15 protein-coding genes are annotated in these 17,996 nt (G+C 67.6%); 7 read left to right on the top strand and 8 right to left on the bottom strand.

All coding sequences use genetic code 11. From position 1 onward, the window contains the following. Positions 1–2: 2 nt before the first annotated feature. From AB0L65_RS30700 to dnaA, 8 genes are all read right to left on the bottom strand, one after another. Complete coding sequence (locus AB0L65_RS30700; protein WP_364252017.1) at positions 3–764, bottom strand: DUF3566 domain-containing protein; 762 nt, start codon at positions 762–764, stop codon at positions 3–5. A 3-nt stretch (positions 765–767) separates the two neighbouring features. Further along, complete coding sequence (gene gyrA, locus AB0L65_RS30695; protein ID WP_364252014.1) at positions 768–3,266, bottom strand: DNA gyrase subunit A; 2,499 nt, start codon at positions 3,264–3,266, stop codon at positions 768–770. A 21-nt stretch (positions 3,267–3,287) separates the two neighbouring features. Then, positions 3,288–5,231, bottom strand: a complete 1,944-nt coding sequence (gyrB, locus tag AB0L65_RS30690; RefSeq protein ID WP_364252011.1) for a DNA topoisomerase (ATP-hydrolyzing) subunit B — start codon at positions 5,229–5,231, stop codon at positions 3,288–3,290. A 353-nt stretch (positions 5,232–5,584) separates the two neighbouring features. After that, positions 5,585–6,085 carry a DciA family protein gene (locus AB0L65_RS30685; RefSeq protein WP_350724236.1) on the bottom strand — a complete coding sequence of 167 codons (501 nt, stop codon included), beginning with the start codon at positions 6,083–6,085 and terminating at the stop codon, positions 5,585–5,587. Continuing rightward, the gene (gene recF / locus AB0L65_RS30680; RefSeq protein WP_364252007.1) at positions 6,075–7,319 is read right to left on the bottom strand and encodes a DNA replication/repair protein RecF; all 1,245 of its coding nucleotides are present in this window, start codon (positions 7,317–7,319) and stop codon (positions 6,075–6,077) included. The genes AB0L65_RS30685 and recF overlap by 11 nt, the downstream gene beginning before the upstream one ends. Before the next feature lie 35 nt (positions 7,320–7,354). Then, on the bottom strand, positions 7,355–8,302 hold the full coding sequence (gene gnd / locus AB0L65_RS30675; RefSeq protein WP_364252004.1) for a phosphogluconate dehydrogenase (NAD(+)-dependent, decarboxylating): 948 nt from the start codon (positions 8,300–8,302) through the stop codon (positions 7,355–7,357). A gap of 46 nt (positions 8,303–8,348) precedes the next feature. Next, a complete protein-coding gene (gene dnaN, locus AB0L65_RS30670; RefSeq protein ID WP_355192871.1) occupies positions 8,349–9,488 on the bottom strand; it encodes a DNA polymerase III subunit beta in 1,140 nt (379 codons plus the stop codon). A gap of 524 nt (positions 9,489–10,012) precedes the next feature. Beyond that, positions 10,013–11,590: a chromosomal replication initiator protein DnaA gene (gene dnaA, locus AB0L65_RS30665; protein ID WP_364252001.1), complete on the bottom strand. Its 1,578-nt coding sequence runs from the start codon at positions 11,588–11,590 to the stop codon at positions 10,013–10,015. A gap of 447 nt (positions 11,591–12,037) precedes the next feature. On the opposite strand from dnaA, the gene rpmH reads away from it, so the two are divergent. The 7 genes from rpmH to AB0L65_RS30630 all read left to right on the top strand — a co-directional run bounded on the left by rpmH (position 12,038) and on the right by AB0L65_RS30630 (position 16,341). Then, complete coding sequence (rpmH, locus tag AB0L65_RS30660; protein WP_043614899.1) at positions 12,038–12,175, top strand: 50S ribosomal protein L34; 138 nt, start codon at positions 12,038–12,040, stop codon at positions 12,173–12,175. A gap of 59 nt (positions 12,176–12,234) precedes the next feature. Then, entirely contained in the window at positions 12,235–12,597 is a 363-nt protein-coding gene (gene rnpA, locus AB0L65_RS30655) for a ribonuclease P protein component (RefSeq protein WP_350724226.1), read from the top strand. Next, positions 12,594–12,875 (top strand): membrane protein insertion efficiency factor YidD, encoded by a 282-nt coding sequence (gene yidD, locus AB0L65_RS30650; protein ID WP_319718238.1) that lies wholly within the window; start codon positions 12,594–12,596, stop codon positions 12,873–12,875. The genes rnpA and yidD overlap by 4 nt, the downstream gene beginning before the upstream one ends. A gap of 4 nt (positions 12,876–12,879) precedes the next feature. Further along, on the top strand, positions 12,880–13,803 hold the full coding sequence (gene yidC / locus AB0L65_RS30645) for a membrane protein insertase YidC (protein ID WP_364251998.1): 924 nt from the start codon (positions 12,880–12,882) through the stop codon (positions 13,801–13,803). Between the two features lie 20 nt (positions 13,804–13,823). Then, a complete protein-coding gene (locus AB0L65_RS30640) occupies positions 13,824–14,312 on the top strand; it encodes a R3H domain-containing nucleic acid-binding protein (protein WP_350724222.1) in 489 nt (162 codons plus the stop codon). A gap of 293 nt (positions 14,313–14,605) precedes the next feature. After that, the gene (gene rsmG, locus AB0L65_RS30635; RefSeq protein ID WP_357746441.1) at positions 14,606–15,277 is read left to right on the top strand and encodes a 16S rRNA (guanine(527)-N(7))-methyltransferase RsmG; all 672 of its coding nucleotides are present in this window, start codon (positions 14,606–14,608) and stop codon (positions 15,275–15,277) included. A 137-nt stretch (positions 15,278–15,414) separates the two neighbouring features. Beyond that, positions 15,415–16,341 carry a ParA family protein gene (locus AB0L65_RS30630; protein ID WP_363978797.1) on the top strand — a complete coding sequence of 309 codons (927 nt, stop codon included), beginning with the start codon at positions 15,415–15,417 and terminating at the stop codon, positions 16,339–16,341. The last annotated feature ends 1,655 nt before the right edge of the window (positions 16,342–17,996 follow it).

The raw sequence follows: 17,996 nt of genomic DNA, 5'->3' as shown, positions 1-17,996 counted from the left end.
GACTACTCGGCCTCGCTGAAGGTCACCTCGACGCCTCCGACCAGGTCAGAGGCGATGTTGTAGATGACCGCCCCCAACGTGGACAGCGCGGTGATCAGTACGACGTTCACGGCGCCGATCAGTGCCGTGTAGCCGAGAATGCGCACCGGCTCGAACCAGGAGGCGATGTTGATGGGGATGGAGCTCTGCCCCTGCTCCCCCTGGCCGAGCTGGTTGACCAGGTCGACCAGCGAGTCGAACACGCCCAGGGCCGACAGCACGCCGTACAGGACGGCCACCGCCACGAACAGCACCACGAAGCAGACCAGGGACACCACGAAGCTGAACTTCATGGCGGACCACGGCTCGACACGGCGCAGGACCAGGTGGGCCTTGCGGGGGAGCCGGGACCCCGAGGAGTTCGACGACTTCTTCTTGTTGGGCAGCTCGAGAGCGGGCGGGGCCTCGGTGGCGAGCGACGGACGGACGCGGACCGTGTCGTTGCCCTCCGGAGGCTGCGGGCCGGAACCAGGACCGGAACCCGGACCGGGGCCAGGACCAGGACCACCGGGGCCAGGGCCAGGAGCGGACGGCGTGGGCATGGGTGACGGCGCGGGGGCCGTTGACCGCGACTCCTCCTTGGGCGGACCTGGCTTGCCCTGCGCGGGCGACGTGTCCTTGCCGTCGTCGATCGCGCCGAAGATCTCGGTTTCGTTGGGCTTCTTCGGCTGTTGTCCGTTACCCGAAGCCGCCTTTGTCCTGGCGGAGCCACCCTGGGCGCTCATGAACTACTCTCCTCCCCCGTCTTCCTCAGTTTCCACCGAAGTCTCCATCGACTCCGCGTTCCGGGCGAGGGCCACCACGCTGTCTCCTTCGGCGAGATTCATCAATCGCACTCCCATGGTCTGGCGGCCGGACTGCTTGATCTCACCGGCACTCGTCCGGATCACCCCGCCGGCGAACGTGATCGCGAAGACCTCGTCCTCTGGGTTGACCATGACGGCACCGACCAGCTTGCCACGGGAAGACACGATTTTCGCAGTAAGCACGCCCCTACCGCCACGTCCTTGAACTGGATACTGCTCCACTGGCGTCCGTTTTGCGTACCCACCCTCCGTGGCGATAAGCACATCTTGACCGTCGGCGAGTCGATTCATGGCGAGAAGTTCGTCACCGTCGAGGAACCTCATGCCGATCACACCGCTGGTCGCGCGGCCCATGGGCCGCAGCGCCTCGTCGGAAGCGGTGAACCTGATCGACTGGGCTCCCTTGGAGACCAGCAGCAGGTCATCCTGCTCGGAGACCAGGCGGGCTCCGATGACCTCGTCGTCATCCCGTAGGTTGATCGCGATGAGGCCACCGGACCTGGGGGAGTCGTACTCGGACAGGCGGGTCTTCTTGACCAGCCCGCTGCGGGTGGCGAGCACGAGGTAGGGGGCGACGTCGTAGTCGCGTAGGTCGAGAACCTCCATAACTGTTTCGTCGGGCTGCATCGCCAAAAGGTTCGCGAGATGCATGCCACGCGCGTCACGTCCGGCGTCGGGCAGCTCGTACGCCTTGACCCGGTACACCCGGCCCTTGTTCGTGAAGAACAGCAACCAGTGATGCGTCGTGGTGACGAAGAAGTGGTCGACGATGTCGTCCTGGCGCAGCTGGGCGCCGCGCACGCCCTTGCCGCCGCGCTTCTGCGCCCGGTAGAGGTCCGTACGCGTGCGCTTGGCGTAGCCGCCCCGGGTGATCGTGACGACGATCTCGTCCTCGGCGATGAGGTCCTCGATCGACATGTCGCCGTCGTAGGCGATGATCTCGGTCTGCCGCTCGTCGCCGTAGCGGCCGACGATCTCGGCGAGCTCCTCGTTGATGATCTCCCGCTGGCGGGCCTCGCTGGCCAGGATCGCGTTGTACTCGGCGATCTGCGTCATCAGGGAGTCGTACTCGTCCTGGATGGCCTGCCGCTCCAGGGCGGCCAGCTTGCGCAGCTGCATGTCGAGGATGGCCTGAGCCTGCACCTCATCGATCTCCAGCAGCGCCATGAGGCCCTGCTGGGCGTGCGAGGCGGACTCCGAGGCCCGGATGAGGGCGATGACGTCGTCGAGCCGCTCAAGGGCCTTCAGGAGGCCGCGCAGGATGTGGGCGCGCTCCTCGGCCTTGCGCAGGAGGTAGCGCGTCCGGCGGACGATGACCTCGATCTGGTGCGCGACGTAGTGCCGGATGAACTGGTCGAGCCGCAGCGTGCGCGGCACCCCGTCGACCAGGGCCAGCATGTTGGCGCCGAAGGTGTCCTGGAGCTGGGTGTGCTTGTACAGGTTGTTGAGCACGACCTTGGCGACCGCGTCGCGCTTGAGCACGATCACCAGGCGCTGCCCCACCCGCGAGGAGCTCTCGTCGCGTACGTCGGCGATGCCGGTCAGCTTGCCCTCGCGCACCAGCTCGGCGATCTTGAGGGCGAGGTTGTCGGGGTTGACCTGGTACGGCAGCTCAGTGACGACGAGCGCCTGCCGCCCCTTGTCCTCCTCGACCTCGACCACGGCCCGCATGGTGATCGAGCCGCGCCCGGTGCGGTAGGCGTCCTCGATGCCCCGCCGCCCGACGATCAGCGCCTTGGTGGGGAAGTCGGGCCCCTTGACCAGCCTGATCGAGGCTTCGAGCAGCTCCTCGTCGCCGGCCTCGGGGTTCTCCAGGGCCCACTTGACCGCCGAGGCGACCTCGCGCAGGTTGTGCGGCGGGATGTTGGTGGCCATGCCGACGGCGATGCCGCCCGAGCCGTTGACCAGCAGCTGCGGGAAGCGCGCCGGCAGGACGTCGGGCTCCTGCGACTTGCCGTCGTAGTTGGGGCGGAAGTCGACGGTGTCCTTGTCGATGTCGCGCAGCATCTCCATGGCGACGGGCGCGAGCTTGCACTCGGTGTAACGCATCGCCGCCGCCGGGTCGTTGCCCGGCGAGCCGAAGTTGCCCTGCCCGTCGACCAGCGGGTAACGCAGCGACCACGGCTGCGCCAGTCGTACCAGCGCGTCGTAGATCGAGGTGTCGCCGTGGGGGTGGTAGGTGCCCATCACGTCACCGACGACGCGGGCGCACTTGAAGTAGCCGCGGTCGGGACGGTAGCCACCGTCGTACATCGCGTAGAGCACTCGCCGGTGCACCGGCTTGAGACCGTCGCGGACGTCCGGCAGCGCCCTGGACACGATGACCGACATCGCGTAGTCCATGTAACTGCGCTGCATCTCGGACTGGATGTCCACAGGCTCGATGCGCTCAGCCGGGGGAGTGGTGTTCACGTCCGTCACAGGTGATGATCCCTTTTCTAACTAAACGTCGAGGAAGCGGACGTCGCGCGCGTTACGGATGATGAAGTCGCGCCGGGCTTCCACGTCCTCGCCCATGAGCACGCTGAACAGGTCGTCGGCCTGCGCCGCGTCGTCGAGCGTGACCAGGCGCAGCAGCCGGGTCTCCGGGTTCATCGTGGTCTCCCAGAGCTGGCCCGCGTTCATCTCGCCGAGACCCTTGAAGCGCTGTACGTTGTCCCGCGGCCGCGGGTCGGCCTTGCCGTTGGCGATCCCTTCGGCGATGACCGCGTCGCGCTCGGTGTCGGAGTACGCGTAGGAGGCGTCCTCGCCCTTGCGGTCCCACTTGATCTTGTAGAGCGGCGGGCACGACAGGTAGACGTGGCCGGCCTCGATCAGCGGCCTCATGAACCGGAACAGCAGCGTCAGCAGCAGCGTGTTGATGTGCTGGCCGTCGACGTCGGCGTCGGCCATGAGGATGACCTTGTGGTAGCGCAGCTTGGCGATGTCGAACTCGTCGTGCACACCGGTGCCCAGAGCGGTGATCAGCGCCTGGACCTCGTTGTTCTTGAGGACCTTGTCGATCCGCGCCTTCTCGACGTTGAGGATCTTGCCGCGGATGGGCAGGATCGCCTGGAAGCGCGAGTCGCGGCCGCCCTTGGCCGAGCCGCCGGCCGAGTCGCCCTCGACGATGAACAGCTCGCACTTCTCCGGGTCGTTCCACTGGCAGTCGGCCAGCTTGCCCGGCAGGCCGCTGCCCGATTCGAGCAGCGACTTGCGCCTGGTCAGGTCGCGGGCCTGGCGGGCGGCCATGCGGGCGCGCGAGGCCTGCAGCGACTTGTTGATGATGTCCTTGGCCTCGCCGGGGTTGCGCTCGAACCAGTCGCGCAGGTGGTCGTTGCAGGCCTTCTGCACGAACGACTTGGCCTCGGTGTTGCCCAGCTTGGCCTTGGTCTGGCCCTCGAACTGCGGCTCGGCCAGCTTGACCGAGATGATCGCGGTCAGGCCCTCGCGGACGTCCTCGCCGGAGAGGTTGTCGTCCTTGCCCTCCTTGAGGAACTTCTGCTCGCGGGCGTAGCGGTTGACGATCGTCGTCAGCGCCGCGCGGAAGCCCTCCTCGTGGGTGCCGCCCTCCGCGGTGTTGATCATGTTGGCGAAGGTGTAGACCGACTCGGAGTAGGAGTTGTTCCACTGCATGGCGATCTCGACCGCGATGCCGTCGCCCTCCTCCTCGAAGGAGATGATCGACGCGTGCGCCGCCTCCTTCTTGGTGTTGAGGTGCTGGACGAAGTCGGTCAGACCGCCCTCGTAGCAGTAGGTGACGGTGTGGACCTCGCCGTTGATGTGATCGGGGCGCTCGTCGGTGAGCGTGATCGTCAGGCCCTTGTTGAGGAAGGCCGTCTCCTGGAAGCGGCGCGAGAACGTCTCATAGTTCCAGGCGGTGGTCTCGAAGATCTCGGGGTCGGGCCAGAACGTGATCGTGGTGCCGGTCTCGTCGGTGCCCTCGCCCTTGGCCAGCGGCGCGAGGGGCTTGGACATCTCGTAGCGCTGGCGCCAGAAGTGGCCGTTCTGCTTGATCTCGACGTCCATGGCGGTGGACAGCGCGTTGACGACGGCCGAGCCGACGCCGTGGAGGCCGCCGGAGACCGCGTAGGACTGGCTGTCGAACTTGCCGCCCGCGTGGAGCGTGGTCAGCACGACCTCGACCGCCGAACGGTTCTCCTTCGGCATGATGCCAGTGGGGATGCCACGGCCGTTGTCGACCACGCGTACGCCGTTGTCGGCCAAGAGCGTGATGTCGATCCGGGAGCAGTAACCGGCTAGGGCCTCGTCCACCGCGTTGTCCACAATCTCGTAGACGAGGTGGTGCAGGCCGCGCTCACCGGTGGAGCCGATATACATACCCGGGCGCTTGCGAACCGCCTCAAGCCCCTCGAGTACGGTGATAGAGCTAGCGTCGTAGGACAACTGCGAAATCCTCCTGCCGCGGACACGCGGCGGGGGAGGCCATCGACCTGCGAAAGCTGCCCCTACCGTGCCCGTCACCGTCGTGAGTGCCCCGATGCGCGGTCACCCAAGGGAAGTCGGCTTACCGCCGGGGTGACACGCAAGCGGACGTGTCCGGAATCCGTCTTCAGTCTACCGGGTCCGGCGGCCGAAGGTGGCAAGGAACGCGCCTGTGATGGCTCCTAGCTCGTTTTGCCCCCTGGTAAGCATCCCCCCTTCGGAAAGGGGGCTTATCGCGTCTGTGGCTTTCTGATCGCCCCTGGGGCCCAACCGGAGCAGCAAAAGTGCCTGCTGCGGAAAACCGCTGATCGAGGCTATCCGTAGGTGTCGCCAGGGCCCCGGCTTCCGGTCACCCGCAGCCCTCCGGACGGCCGGGGGCCGTTCTGCGGGCCTCTGACCTTGACCTTTGTGACGGTGCCGTCGCCGAGCTCCTCGTTGAGCCGGCGGACGAGGGTGCGCGCGAGCAGCCGCACCTGCGTCGCCCAGGCCGTGGAGTCGGCCGCGATCAGCACCTCGCCGTCCTCGAAAGACTCGGGCTTGGTGTGGGCGGCCAGGTCAGGACCCACGATGTCGATCCAGCGCCCGAACACCCCGCCGACCGCCGCCGAACGCTCCCAGCCGCGGTCGGCCAGGAGGTCGGCAATGGCACGTCCGAAAAGCTGTGGATCGCCGCCCTCCCTACGTGGCCCCGCCGCCTTGCGCCTGGGTTCGCGCCGGGGGAGCTGGCCGCGCTTGGCCGCGTCGGCCTTGGCCTGGGCGAGCTTCTCCCTGGCCATCGCGGCTCCCCTGGCCGCGGGGTTGTCGTCAGCGGACACGGGTCACGCTCCCTTCTGCGACGTCGAACCGGCCTCCCACCAGCTCCGCGGGCACGTCGTCCGGCACGGCGGCGGTGATGAGCACCTGCTCGGCCGGCGCGACGATCTCGGCCAGCCGCCGCCTGCGCTGGCTGTCGAGCTCGGCGAACACGTCGTCGAGGATCAGCACGGGATCGCCGCCGTCGGCCCGCAGCAGGTCGTACGCCGCCAGCCGCAGCGCCAGCGCGAACGACCAGGACTCGCCATGGCTGGCGTAGCCCCGGGCGGGCAGGTCACCCAGGCCGAGGATCAGGTCGTCGCGGTGAGGTCCGACGAGCGTGACGCCGCGCTCGAGCTCCGCTGAGCGGACCTCCAATAGCCGCTCCCGCAGCCGTTCTTCAAGGGTTTTCCCCAAGTCTGTGGATAACGTCTGTGTATCGAAAGATCCCCGCTCACCGGCGGCTTCGTCCTCCGAGACACCCTCATCCGTATCCCCACCTGTGGACAACGTGCTGCGGTAGGCCAGCGTCGCGGGGTCGCTCCCGGGAGCGAGCGCGGAGTAGGCGCCGGCCACCAGCGGGCGCAGCGCCTCGACGAGCTCCAGCCGGGCCCGGAGGAGCTCCGCGCCGTGCCTGGCGAGGTGGGCGTCCCACACCTCCAGGGTGCTCAGCACGTCGCCCGCGCCGGCCGCGGTGAACCCGCTGTCGCTCTCGGCCCGTCTGGCGCTCCTGCTGCCCCTGCGGGCCTGCGCGGCCGTACGCAGGAGCGCGCCGCGCTGCTTGAGCACCCGGTCGTAGTCGGCCCGGACGCCGGCGAACCTGGGCGTCCTGGCCACCAGGAGGTCGTCGAGGAATCGGCGCCGCTCGGCCGGGTCGCCCTTGGACAGCGAGAGGTCCTCGGGGGCGAACAGCACCGTACGCAGCAGGCCGACGACGTCGCGGGCCCTGGACACGGGGGAGCGGTTGAGCCTGGCGCGGTTGGCCCGCCCCGGGTTGAGCTCCAGCTCGACCAGCGCCCGGCGGTCGTCCCTGTGGACGGCGCAGCGCACGATCGCCCGCGTGGCGCCCTTGCGCACCAGCGGCGCGTCGCTCGACACCCGGTGACTCGAGTGCGTCGCGACGTAGCCGAGGGCCTCGACCAGGTTGGTCTTGCCCTGGCCGTTGGGCCCCACGAACGCCGTGACGCCCGGCTCCAGGCCGAGCTCCACGGACGCGTACGACCTGAAGTCGGTCAGCGAGAGGTGGGCGACATGCACCCCACGAGGTTAGTGCGCCTCGGGGATGCCTGTGGTCACCGACGCTCGGTCTCGCGCGGCGGGATCACGTCGGCGCCGGGGGAGTCGGCCCCCTTTTCGGTGCTGCCCTCCGCGGAGGTGGTCGCATGGCCGCCGAACTGGTTGCGCAGCGCCGCGACCACCTTCATCGCGGGCGAGTCGTCCTGCCGCGAGGCGAACCTGGCGTACAGCGAGGCGGTGATGACCGGCAGCGGAACCGCGTGGTCCACAGCCGCCTGCACCGTCCACCGGCCCTCCCCGGAGTCCTGTGCATAACCTCGGAGCTGCTCGAGGTGCTCGTCGTCGTCCAGCGCCCGGACCATCAGGTCGAGCAGCCAGGAGCGGATCACGGTGCCGGTGCGCCAGCTCTTGAACGAGCCCTTGACGTCCTTGACGACGTCGGAGGCCTCGAGCAGCTCCCAGCCCTCCGCGAACGCCTGCATCATGCCGTACTCGATGCCGTTGTGGACCATCTTCGCGAAGTGCCCGGCGCCGACCTCGCCCGCGTGCACGAAGCCGTCCTCGCCCTCGGGCTTGAGCGTCTCGAAGATCGGCATGAGCCGGTCGACGTTGGCCTGGTCGCCGCCGCACATGAGCGCGTAGCCGTTCTTGAGGCCCCAGACGCCGCCGCTCACGCCGCAGTCGACGAAGCCGATGCCCTTCTCGGCCAGCTCGGCGGCGTGTTTCTGGTCGTCCACATAGTGGGAGTTTCCGCCGTCGACGACGATGTCACCGGGGTCGAGCAGCTCGCCGAGATCGTCGACCGTCGCCTGGGTGGGCTTGCCTGCGGGCACCATGACCCAGATCGCCCGCGGCTTCTGCAGGCGCTCGACCAGCTCCTTGAGGCTGCCCACGTCGCTGATCGCGGGATCGCGGTCGTAGCCGACGACGTCGTGACCTCCGCGGCGCAGGCGTTCGGCCATGTTGCCGCCCATTTTGCCCAGTCCGACCATGCCGATCTGCATGTTGTCCTACCCCCTTGTCAGACTTCCATCATCCCCGATGACAGGATCAGCCTGACAGGCGGATGGGCATGATCAGGTAACGGTAGTCCGTAGCGGCTCCGTCATCCACAGGCTTGCCACCGGTGAGGATAGCGGGCTTCGTCGACGTGGTCATCTGAAGTCGCGCAACATCCGAGTCGATGGCCCCCAGTCCCTCGAGCAGGAACTGGTGGTTGAAGGCGATGTTCATCTCCTCGCCCTCGTAATCCACAGGCAGGGCCTCGACGGCCTGCGCCTCGTCGCCGCTGCCCGCCTCGAGCACGACCTCGCCGCTCTTGAACGCCAGCCGCACCGGGGTGTTGCGCTCGGCGACCAGGGCAACGCGCTTGACCGCCTCCACGAACGGCCCTGTGGACAAGTCCGCGCGGGCGGAGAACTCCGTGGGCAGCAGCGACCGGTACTTGGGGAACTCGGGGTCGAGCAGCCGCGTGGTGGTCCGCCGTCCGGCGCTGGAGAAGCCGATCATGCCTTCGCCGGTGCCGCCGGCGGAGCTGAGCGCGATCTCCACCTCCGCGCCGGTCGTGCCGAGCGCCTTGGCCGTGTCGGCGAGGGTCTTGCCGGGGATCATGGCGATGGCGGCGAAGTCGGGCTGGCCCGGCTGCCACTTCAGCTCGCGTACGGCGAGCCGGTAGCGGTCGGTCGCGGCGAGGGTCACGGTGTCGCCCTCGATCTCCATCCGCACGCCGGTGAGCATCGGCAGGGTGTCGTCCCGGCCGGCGGCGACGGCGACCTGGCCGACGGCGGAGGCGAACACGTCGCTGCCCACCCGGCCGGCGGCCGGCGGCATGGCCGGGAGGGACGGATAGTCCTCCACAGGCATGGTCAGCAGTGTGAATCGAGCGCTGCCGCAGGTGACGACCGCCTTGGCGCCGTCCACCACGAAGTCCACAGGCTGTGCAGGAAGTGCGCGGGTGATCTCGGCGAGCAGCTTGCCCGAGACCAGCACGACGCCGGCCTCACCGGTCTGGAGTTCGAGCGTCACCTCGGCGGAGACCTCGTAGTCGAAGCCGGACAGCTTCAGCTGCTGGCCCTCGGTGACCTCCAGACGCATGCCTGCGAGCACGGGCACCGACGGGCGCGCCGGGAGGCTGCGTGCCGTCCATGCCACCGCCTCAGCGAGAACGTCTCGCTCGATTCGGAACATCACGATGGATCGGCCTCCTGGGTTCGTCGTTGATTCAAGTGTTCACTCTCCCGCACCTGAGCTCCGGGAGAACCCCTCTATGGGTCTTGAGTTTCTTTGTTAGAGAGATAAGAGGTCATCACACTAGGGGCTGTGGAAACTGTGGACAACCATCGTTCTGGCTGGTCAGCAGCCCTGTTTTCATCCACCGGGGGTGTGGGTGACGCCTGGGGAGAACTCGCGCGCCTGGGGATGACGAGTCTGTGCACACAGGCTGTCCCCAGATCTTGGTGCCTTCATCCACGGGTTATCCACGAGGTTTCCACAAGTTGTCCACGGGGTAAAAGGGACGCGGCTGGAGTCCCAGATCGCCTGTTCACAGGCCGTCCACACGTTATCCACGAGTAGTCCCCAGGTTCTCCCCAGGGTGTCCCCAACCTTGTCCCCAGGCCCTGTGGGGGATTTTTCCGGGCATTGTGTGGCGAAGAGCCGGTGGGTTTCGGCGTTTCCGCAGATCCACAGTGTTTTCCACAGGCTGTGCATGATGTTCAGGCCCCGCGGGATGTCCGCTTGATACGCAAAGTCAGCTCGTTGACCTGGTTGTACATCGACCGGCGCTCGGCGATGAGCGAGCGGATCTTCCGCTCGGCGTGCATGACCGTGGTGTGGTCGCGGCCGAACTGCTGGCCGATTTTGGGCAGCGACAGCTCGGTCAGCTCGCGGGCCAGATACATGGCGATCTGTCGGGCGTTGACGAGCGCCCGGCTGCGTGAGGTGCCGCACAGGTCGTCGATGCTGATGCCGAAGTAGTTGGCGGTCTCGGTCATGATCGCCGCGATGGTGATCTCGGTGTCGGACTCCGAGGTGATCAGATCCTTGAGCACCACCTCGGCGAGCTGCAGGTCCACACCCTGCCTGTTGAGGCTGGCGAACGCGGTGACCCTGATCAGGGCGCCCTCGAGTTCGCGGATGTTGGTGGAGATGCGGCTGGCGATGTACTCCAGCACCTCGGGCGGCGCGGCCAGGCCCTCCTGGATGGCCTTCTTCCTGAGGATCGCGATCCGGGTCTCCAGCTCCGGCGGCTGGACGTCCGTGATCAGGCCCCACTCGAACCGGTTGCGCAGCCGGTCCTCCAGCGTGGTCAGCTGCTTCGGCGCGCGGTCGCTGGAGATGACGATCTGCTTGTTGGCGTTGTGGAGGGTGTTGAAGGTGTGGAAGAACTCCTCCTGGGTCTGCTCCTTGCCCTCCAGGAACTGGATGTCGTCCACAAGCAGGATGTCGATCGCGCGATAGCGGCCGCGGAAGCCGTCGGCCTTGTGGTCGCGGATGCTGTTGATGAAGTCGTTGGTGAACTCCTCGGAGCTCACGTATCTGACCCGCGCGCCGTCGTACAGGCTCTGTGCATAGTGCCCGATCGCGTGCAGCAGGTGCGTCTTCCCCAGCCCCGAGTCGCCGTAGATGAAGAGCGGGTTGTACGCCTTCGCGGGGGATTCGGCGACCGCCACGGCCGCCGCGTGGGCGAACCGGTTGCTGGCCCCAATGACGAATGTCTCGAATGTGTACTTCTGATTAAGTCTGGCCGGTTCGCTGGGCTTGTTGCTCTTCGCTTCCCACCGGTTCGGCGCCGGCTCAGGCTCCTTTTCCACAGGCGGTGTGTACGGCTTCGCCTGTTCAAAAGAGAAGCCCGGCTGTGGATATTCGGTGGATATCTGGGGCGGCTCAGGCTGTGGAGAATAGAACTGTGGAGGCTCCAAAGCCTGCTGGTGCTGCGATGGCGCGGGCTGTGCGTAGAGCGGCTGGCTCTCCACATTCTGGGGATAACTGTGAGTCACAGGCTGTTGATGAGAGTCGATCGTCGGCGGCTCCGGCGCCGTGGTGTCGATCATCACGGCCAGTCGCATGGTCCGGCCGAGCTCCTGTGACAGCGCGTGCGCCACGAGCGGGCGCAGTTTGCCCTCGATGAGGTCCTTGAGGAAGTCGTTGGGGACGCCGAGCACGATCGTGTCGTTCGCCAGCGCGATCGGGCGCACCATTCCGAGCCACGTACGCTGCTGGATCGGCACGTTCTCGTTGAGGAAGTTGCTCAGGGCCCTCGCCCATACCGTGCCGAGGTCGACACCGTTCATGGTGCGGCTCCCCCTCCTTCCTCTCGCGGCCCCCCGCGATCGTTTATCCACAAGCGCGGCCGCCCGCGGTGATCGGCGGCCCCTTCGTCCACAACGTGGCGGCCGGGCTCCATGCCCAGGCCCTCCACAGGAGATCCACAGGTTGTGCACAGCCCTTTAGCGGCTTCGGAAGGGCCGACAGTATCTATGTGCACAGCTGTGTTCAAGGCATTGTCCACAGCCTAGTGGCACCTGGGTGCACATACTGTGGACGCAGGCTCGACGGTGGAAAAGTCGCCTGTGGAAAGGTGGATAACCCGTCCAGTTTGACCTGAGGGGTACTTCCCCCGTAACGTACGACGGTCGGCTTGTCACGCGACGGCTATTTCGCGTGCCCTCGCTTCCCTGGCAGGCCATCCATGTGTGTACAGCGCCCTTGTGGCGCACCTTCAAGCCTGGAGCCCACCCGTGAGCAAGCGTACTTTCCAGCCGAACAACCGTCGCCGCGCGAAGACCCACGGCTTCCGGCTGCGGATGCGCACCCGGGCCGGTCGCGCCATCCTCGCCGCTCGCCGCCGCAAGGGCCGCGAGAAGCTGTCGGCCTGATCGTTCCGCGCGTATATGGCCCGTCGGTGCGTCATGCCGGCGGGCGTTAGGCGTATACGGTGCTGTCCCGTCACTCCCGCATGCGGCGCGGGGAAGAGTTCGAGGCGGCGGTCAGGCGCGGTAAGCGCGCTGGTCGTCCGACTCTGGTGGTGCATTTCGCCACTTCGGGGGAAGAGTCCCCTCGAGTGGGTTTCGTGGTGAGCAAGGCCGTAGGCGGCGCCGTGACCCGGAACAAGGTCAAGCGACGGCTCCGACACCTGATGCGGGACCGTCTCGACCGGCTGCCGCGAGGTAGCCTGCTGGTGGTACGCGCCAATCCACCGGCCGCGTCCGCGCGATTCGAGCTTCTGGCCGCCGAGCTCGACTCCGCACTGGAACGTTTGCTCAGGCGGCGCGAGTCCTCGACGGGTGGACAAAAATGACGGAGCAGCCGCAAGGGGTGACGCCGAGCCTCGCCGCTCGGGCGCTGATCATCCCGATCCGGTTCTACCGGGCGTTCATCAGCCCGATGCTGGGTCCACGCTGCCGTTTCTACCCGTCCTGCAGTGCGTATGGACTCGAGGCGATCGCCACGCACGGAGCGTTGCGCGGCATTTGGCTGACTGTCCGGCGCATCGGGCGGTGCCACCCATTCCATCCCGGAGGTATAGACCCGGTGCCCCCACGCCCGGTCCGGTCCCACGAAACGCAAGGGAGATAGCTCGGTGGAGCTGTCCTGGCTCAACTGGCTGTACACAGCCGTCGCCCAAGTCATTACCTGGATCCACCAGGCATACAGCACGGTGCTCGACCCGAACAGCGGTTTGACCTGGGCGCTCACCATCATCACGCTGACCATCTGCATGCGGATTTTGATCTTCCCGCTGTTCCTCAAGCAGATGCGCTCGTCGCGAAAGATGCAGGAGCTGGCGCCGAAGGTCCAGGAGCTCCGCAAGCGCTACAAGAACGACAAGCAGCGCATGAACCAGGAGGTCATGGCGCTGTACCAGGGTGCGGGCGCCAACCCCCTCGGCGGCTGTCTCCCTGTCGTGGCCCAATTCCCGATCTTCATCTCGATGTTCACCGTGCTCCGGGCGATCGCGGCGGACCAGCCGAAGTTCGGGATGACGCAGGAGCTGGTCGACAGCGCCAAGCAGGCCCTCATCCTGGGCGCCCCGCTTCCTGCCACGTTCTTCGAGGCCGCCCAGGTCAGCGAGAAGATCATCATCGGCTGCTTCGTCGCGATCAGCTCGCTCACCACCTTCCTCACCGTCCGGCAGAGCGTCACCCGCTCGATGGCCCAGATGCCGGACAACCCCATGGCGCAGCAGCAGAAGATCCTGATGTACATCTCGCCGCTGTTCGCCTTCTTCAGCCTGAACTTCCCCCTGGGCCTGATCCTCTACTGGGTCACCACCAACCTGTGGACGCTGGGCCAGCAGCACTGGTTCTACAGCCGGCACCCGATGCCGCAGTTCGACGCCAAGGGCAACGCGGTCCCCATCGAGGCCAAGCCCGGCCTGTTCGCCAAGCTCCGCAAGACCACGCCCGAAGAGCAGGCACCTCCGCCCCCGCCGGAGCCTAAGATCGTCAGGCAGCAGCCAAGCCGCCAGTCCCGCAGCAAGCGCACCGGCAGCAAGAAGTCTTGAACATGAAGGAGAGGCCGGCCATGACCGAGGCCGAGCAGGAGAAGGCTCCTGATCTCAACGCGCTGGAGCAGGAAGGCGAGATCGCTGCCGACTACGTCGAGGGCCTTCTCGACATCGCCGACATCGACGGCGACATCGACATGGACGTCGAGGGCGACCGCGCCATGGTCTCCGTCGTGGGGCTCAAGGGCAACGAGCTCGTCGGTCCCGGGGGAGAGGTCCTGGAGGCGCTCCAGGAGCTGACCCGCCTCGCCGTGCACCGGCAGACCGGCGAGCGCTCGCGCCTGATGCTCGACGTCGGGGGCTACCGCGAGCGGCGCAGGGCCGAGCTGACCAAGCTCGGCACCGAGGTCGCCAACGAGGTCAAGGACGGCGGCGAGCCCAAGTCGCTGCACGCGATGACCCCCTTCGAGCGCAAGATCGTGCACGACGCGGTGGCGGCCGCCGGGCTCCGCAGCGAGTCCGAGGGCGAGGAGCCACACCGCTACGTGGTGGTCCTGCCCGCCTGAGGGGTGTTACGCCATCCGATCCGGCCGTCTGCCCGCACGCACGCGTGGTGGACGGCCGTTTCGCATTTAGGCTCTTTTATCCCTGTACGTATGTCATAGCGCGCATTTATGCGCGCATCATCCTTGTTAACGCTCTCCATCCGGACCGGGTCTCACCGACGGCGGCGTGCTGAAAGGTCGCCTTCAGACCGGCCCGCTAGTCTTCCACTGTGATCTCACCTTTAGCCTTGGGTAGAGACCACCCGGCTTCCCACCGAACAAGGGCCACCAGCCCCAGAAAGGGCCACCGACCAGTGAGCGATGAGCTTCCGGCGCCGCCGGACATAGCGCGGGACGTCTTCGCCGGGGAGGCTTGGGAACGCGCGAACGCGTTCGCCCAGCTGCTGGCGGGGCCCGGCGTGGTCCGCGGGCTGCTGGGTCCGCGTGAGGTGCCCAGGATCTGGGATCGCCATCTGCTCAACTGCGCGGTCGTGGCCGAGGCCGTGCCCCCGGACGTGCACCTGGTGGACATCGGCTCCGGCGCCGGGCTGCCCGGGCTCGTGCTGGCGATCGTCCGGCAGGACATCACGGTCACGCTCCTGGAGCCGCTGCTTCGCCGTACCGTCTTCTTGGAGGAGTGTGTCGAGGCGCTCAAGCTCGACAACGTCGAGGTGCTGCGCAGCCGGGCGGAGGAGCTGGCGGGCAAGCGCGAGTTCGACGTCGCCAGCGCTCGTGCCGTCGCGCCGCTCGATCGCCTGCTGAAGTGGGCCATGCCGCTGCTCCACGAGGGTGGCGAGCTGATCGCCATGAAGGGGGAGCGCGCCGCCGAGGAGCTCGCCGAGGCGGAGTCCCAATTGCGGGCCATCGGGGCACGAACGGCCGAGCTTGTGACCGTCGGGCACGGTAAGGTCGAGCCGCCTGCAACACTGGTTCGGGTGGTAGCGGGTCGCACGCCGGAGCGAGCCAGGCGTCGACGAAGGAGGTGACGGTCGTGCCAGTCGCGTCAAGCGGTCTTGGTTGGCCGGACAGCCGTCCGTCCGAGAGTCCAAGCGGGGTTGGCTGGCCCGAAATGGGCGTGTCGCGACAGTCAACTCCTGGCACCGGCACACCACTGGTTGAAAGGATGGACATCGTGACCCAGACCCCCCTGAATCCCGGTGATTCGCCGTTGGTACGAGAGGCGCTCAGCTCAGTGGTTTCACGTGAAACATCCGCAACCCCGACGGCCGCTCAGACTCCCGACGGCGGGGACGGCACGTGGCCGCGTCCATCCAAGACCAGGGTGATCGCGGTGGCCAACCAGAAGGGCGGAGTGGGCAAGACCACCACATCGGTGAACATCGCCGCCGCCCTTTCGATGCATGGGCAGCGCGTCCTCGTGGTGGACCTCGACCCTCAGGGCAACGCCTCCACAGCCTTGGCCACCGAGCACCGCGGCGACGTGCCGGACGTCTACCAGGTCCTCGTCGACGACCTCCCGATGGCGGACATCGTCAAGCAGGTCCCCGACATGCCGAACCTCTACTGCGCCCCGGCCACCATCGACCTGGCTGGCGCGGAGATCGAACTGGTCTCGCTGGTGGCCCGTGAGGCCCGCCTGAGGCGCGCGCTGGCGGCGTACGACGCGATCGACCTCGACTACATCGTGATCGACTGCCCGCCCTCCCTGGGCCTGCTGACGGTGAACGCGTTGGTGGCGGCCGAGGAGGTCATGATCCCGATCCAGTGCGAGTACTACGCCCTGGAGGGCCTCGGACAGCTCCTCAGGAACGTCGACCTGATCCGCGCACACCTCAACCCGACGCTGAAGCTCTCGACCATCGTCCTGACGATGTACGACGGGCGGACCCGGCTGGCCTCTCAGGTGGCGGACGAGGTCCGGTCGCACTTCGGCGACACGGTGCTCAACACGGTCATCCCCCGCAGCGTCCGCCTGTCGGAGGCACCCAGCTATGGGCAGTCGGTGATGACGTACGACCCGGGCTCCAGCGGCGCGATGGCCTACATGGACGCCGCCCGCGAGATCGCCCACCGCGCCCCCGTCGCCTAACCCCACCCCAGCACCACAACTCCCGCGCCCCGCTCATCCGACCGGCCGCCAAGCCGTCACCCACCCACGCCCACACCCGGGCCCCTCCACACCCACCTTCCCGCCACAGCACCCACACCCCGCCGCACGCAGCTATCCCGCCTACCGCGGGCCTCGACTCACCTGCCCGCAACCCAACCCACCGGCCCTCGCCCTTCCTCCTCCTGCTTCGACCCGAGCAGCAGCGAGTCAGGGCACGCGAGCATGCCTCCCCACCGATCGCAGAACCGCCGTAGAGGCCCGACCCCCTGCCCCAGGCACACCAAGACGGCAGCACGCGCAAACGACAAGCTGCCGCCACAGGGGCCGGCGCGAGCCAGCATCACGGCCTCCCGGTGACACGACCAGACAGGGGACACCGACCCCCGAGTGCGAGCGGCACAGCGAGGCGGCGACGCGACGGGAGGTAAAGGCGAGCCTGCCGGGACAAAAGGTGGCGAATGCCGGGTGACTGCAGGGAGGGTTGACGAGAGCCTGCAGAGCGGCCCGGAATCGAGCACCACGATCGAGGCGTGTGGGCCGACAGGGCCTGTGGACAGCCGGACGAGCTGGACAGTCTGGTTGGCACGGCAGCAAAGCAGTTGTGCAGCCGGGTGGTCGGGCCGACAGGGCAGCCGGGCAACAGGATGGGCACAACGGGCAGGGCTGCCAGGCAACCTAGTCAGCCACGCCAGCAACGCCAGCCACGCCAGCCGCTCCGGTCGCTCCGGCGGGGCCGGTAGAGGCGACAGGACGGCCAGGCCATCCGGGCCCGACAGGGCCGACAGAGCCAACAGAGCCAACAGGGCAGCCAAGCAAGCCGGACCAGCGGGGGCAAAGCAGCCAGATAAGCGCGGCAGTAGAGCAATCAGGTAAGCCCCGCAGCAGGGTAGCCGGACGGACAGGGCGAAGGGACCGACGCGCCAGCAAGATCATGAGACGCCGGCCACTGCGGCTCGCGACCGGGGGCACAGTCGCCGCCGTTGCGGGCCGGACGCATCGGCAGGATCGTGAGGCGTCGGCACCGTGGCACGCGAGCGAGGCACGGTGAGTGCGGTTGCGGGCTGGGTAGGCGGAGTGACATTCGAACGTCCTCCAACCGCATCCCCGTCTTGCCGCATGGGCGTCTCGCGGCTCCGCCTTCCCAGGGGGCTCGGGCTGCCGACCACCAGCCCAGGGTCTCCTCGGAAACCACTGCGGGCGTGATCACGCGGTGGCGTCTCACCCGCCAGCACCGCCTCGGCGTCTAAGCGCGCCGTGCGGTGGCTCAAGGCACCCCCGAGCAACGCAGCCGTCAAGCCGCGCTAAGTGCAGCGTCCGCTGGACGAAGGCGCCCCCAAGCACCGCTGGCGTCAAGCGTGACGTCCAAGCGCACTGTCCGATGGACGTAGGCACCCGCAACCCCGCCGTTCTGCGGCCGCCTCGGCATCCGGGGTTATGGCGATGGGGCAACCCTGCAGAACCCTCACACCCAGCGGAGCTGCCCCCAAGGCCGACGCCGCGCTGTGCCAAGGCAGCGCGGAGCGTGGGAAGGCGAGGCGTTGGAACGGGGGAGTGGCGAGGCGGCGGGCCAGGAAGGCGCGACGGCGGGGCGGTGGGACGGCGGGATGGCGGGGTGGCGCGGCGGTGAAGCGGCG

The organism is Nonomuraea sp. NPDC052116 (assembly GCF_040680035.1).
Taxonomy (GTDB): Bacteria; Actinomycetota; Actinomycetes; order Streptosporangiales; family Streptosporangiaceae; genus Nonomuraea; species Nonomuraea angiospora_A.
Note: the sequence above shows the minus strand (reverse complement) of the source record. Positions and strands in the feature narration are given on the sequence as shown.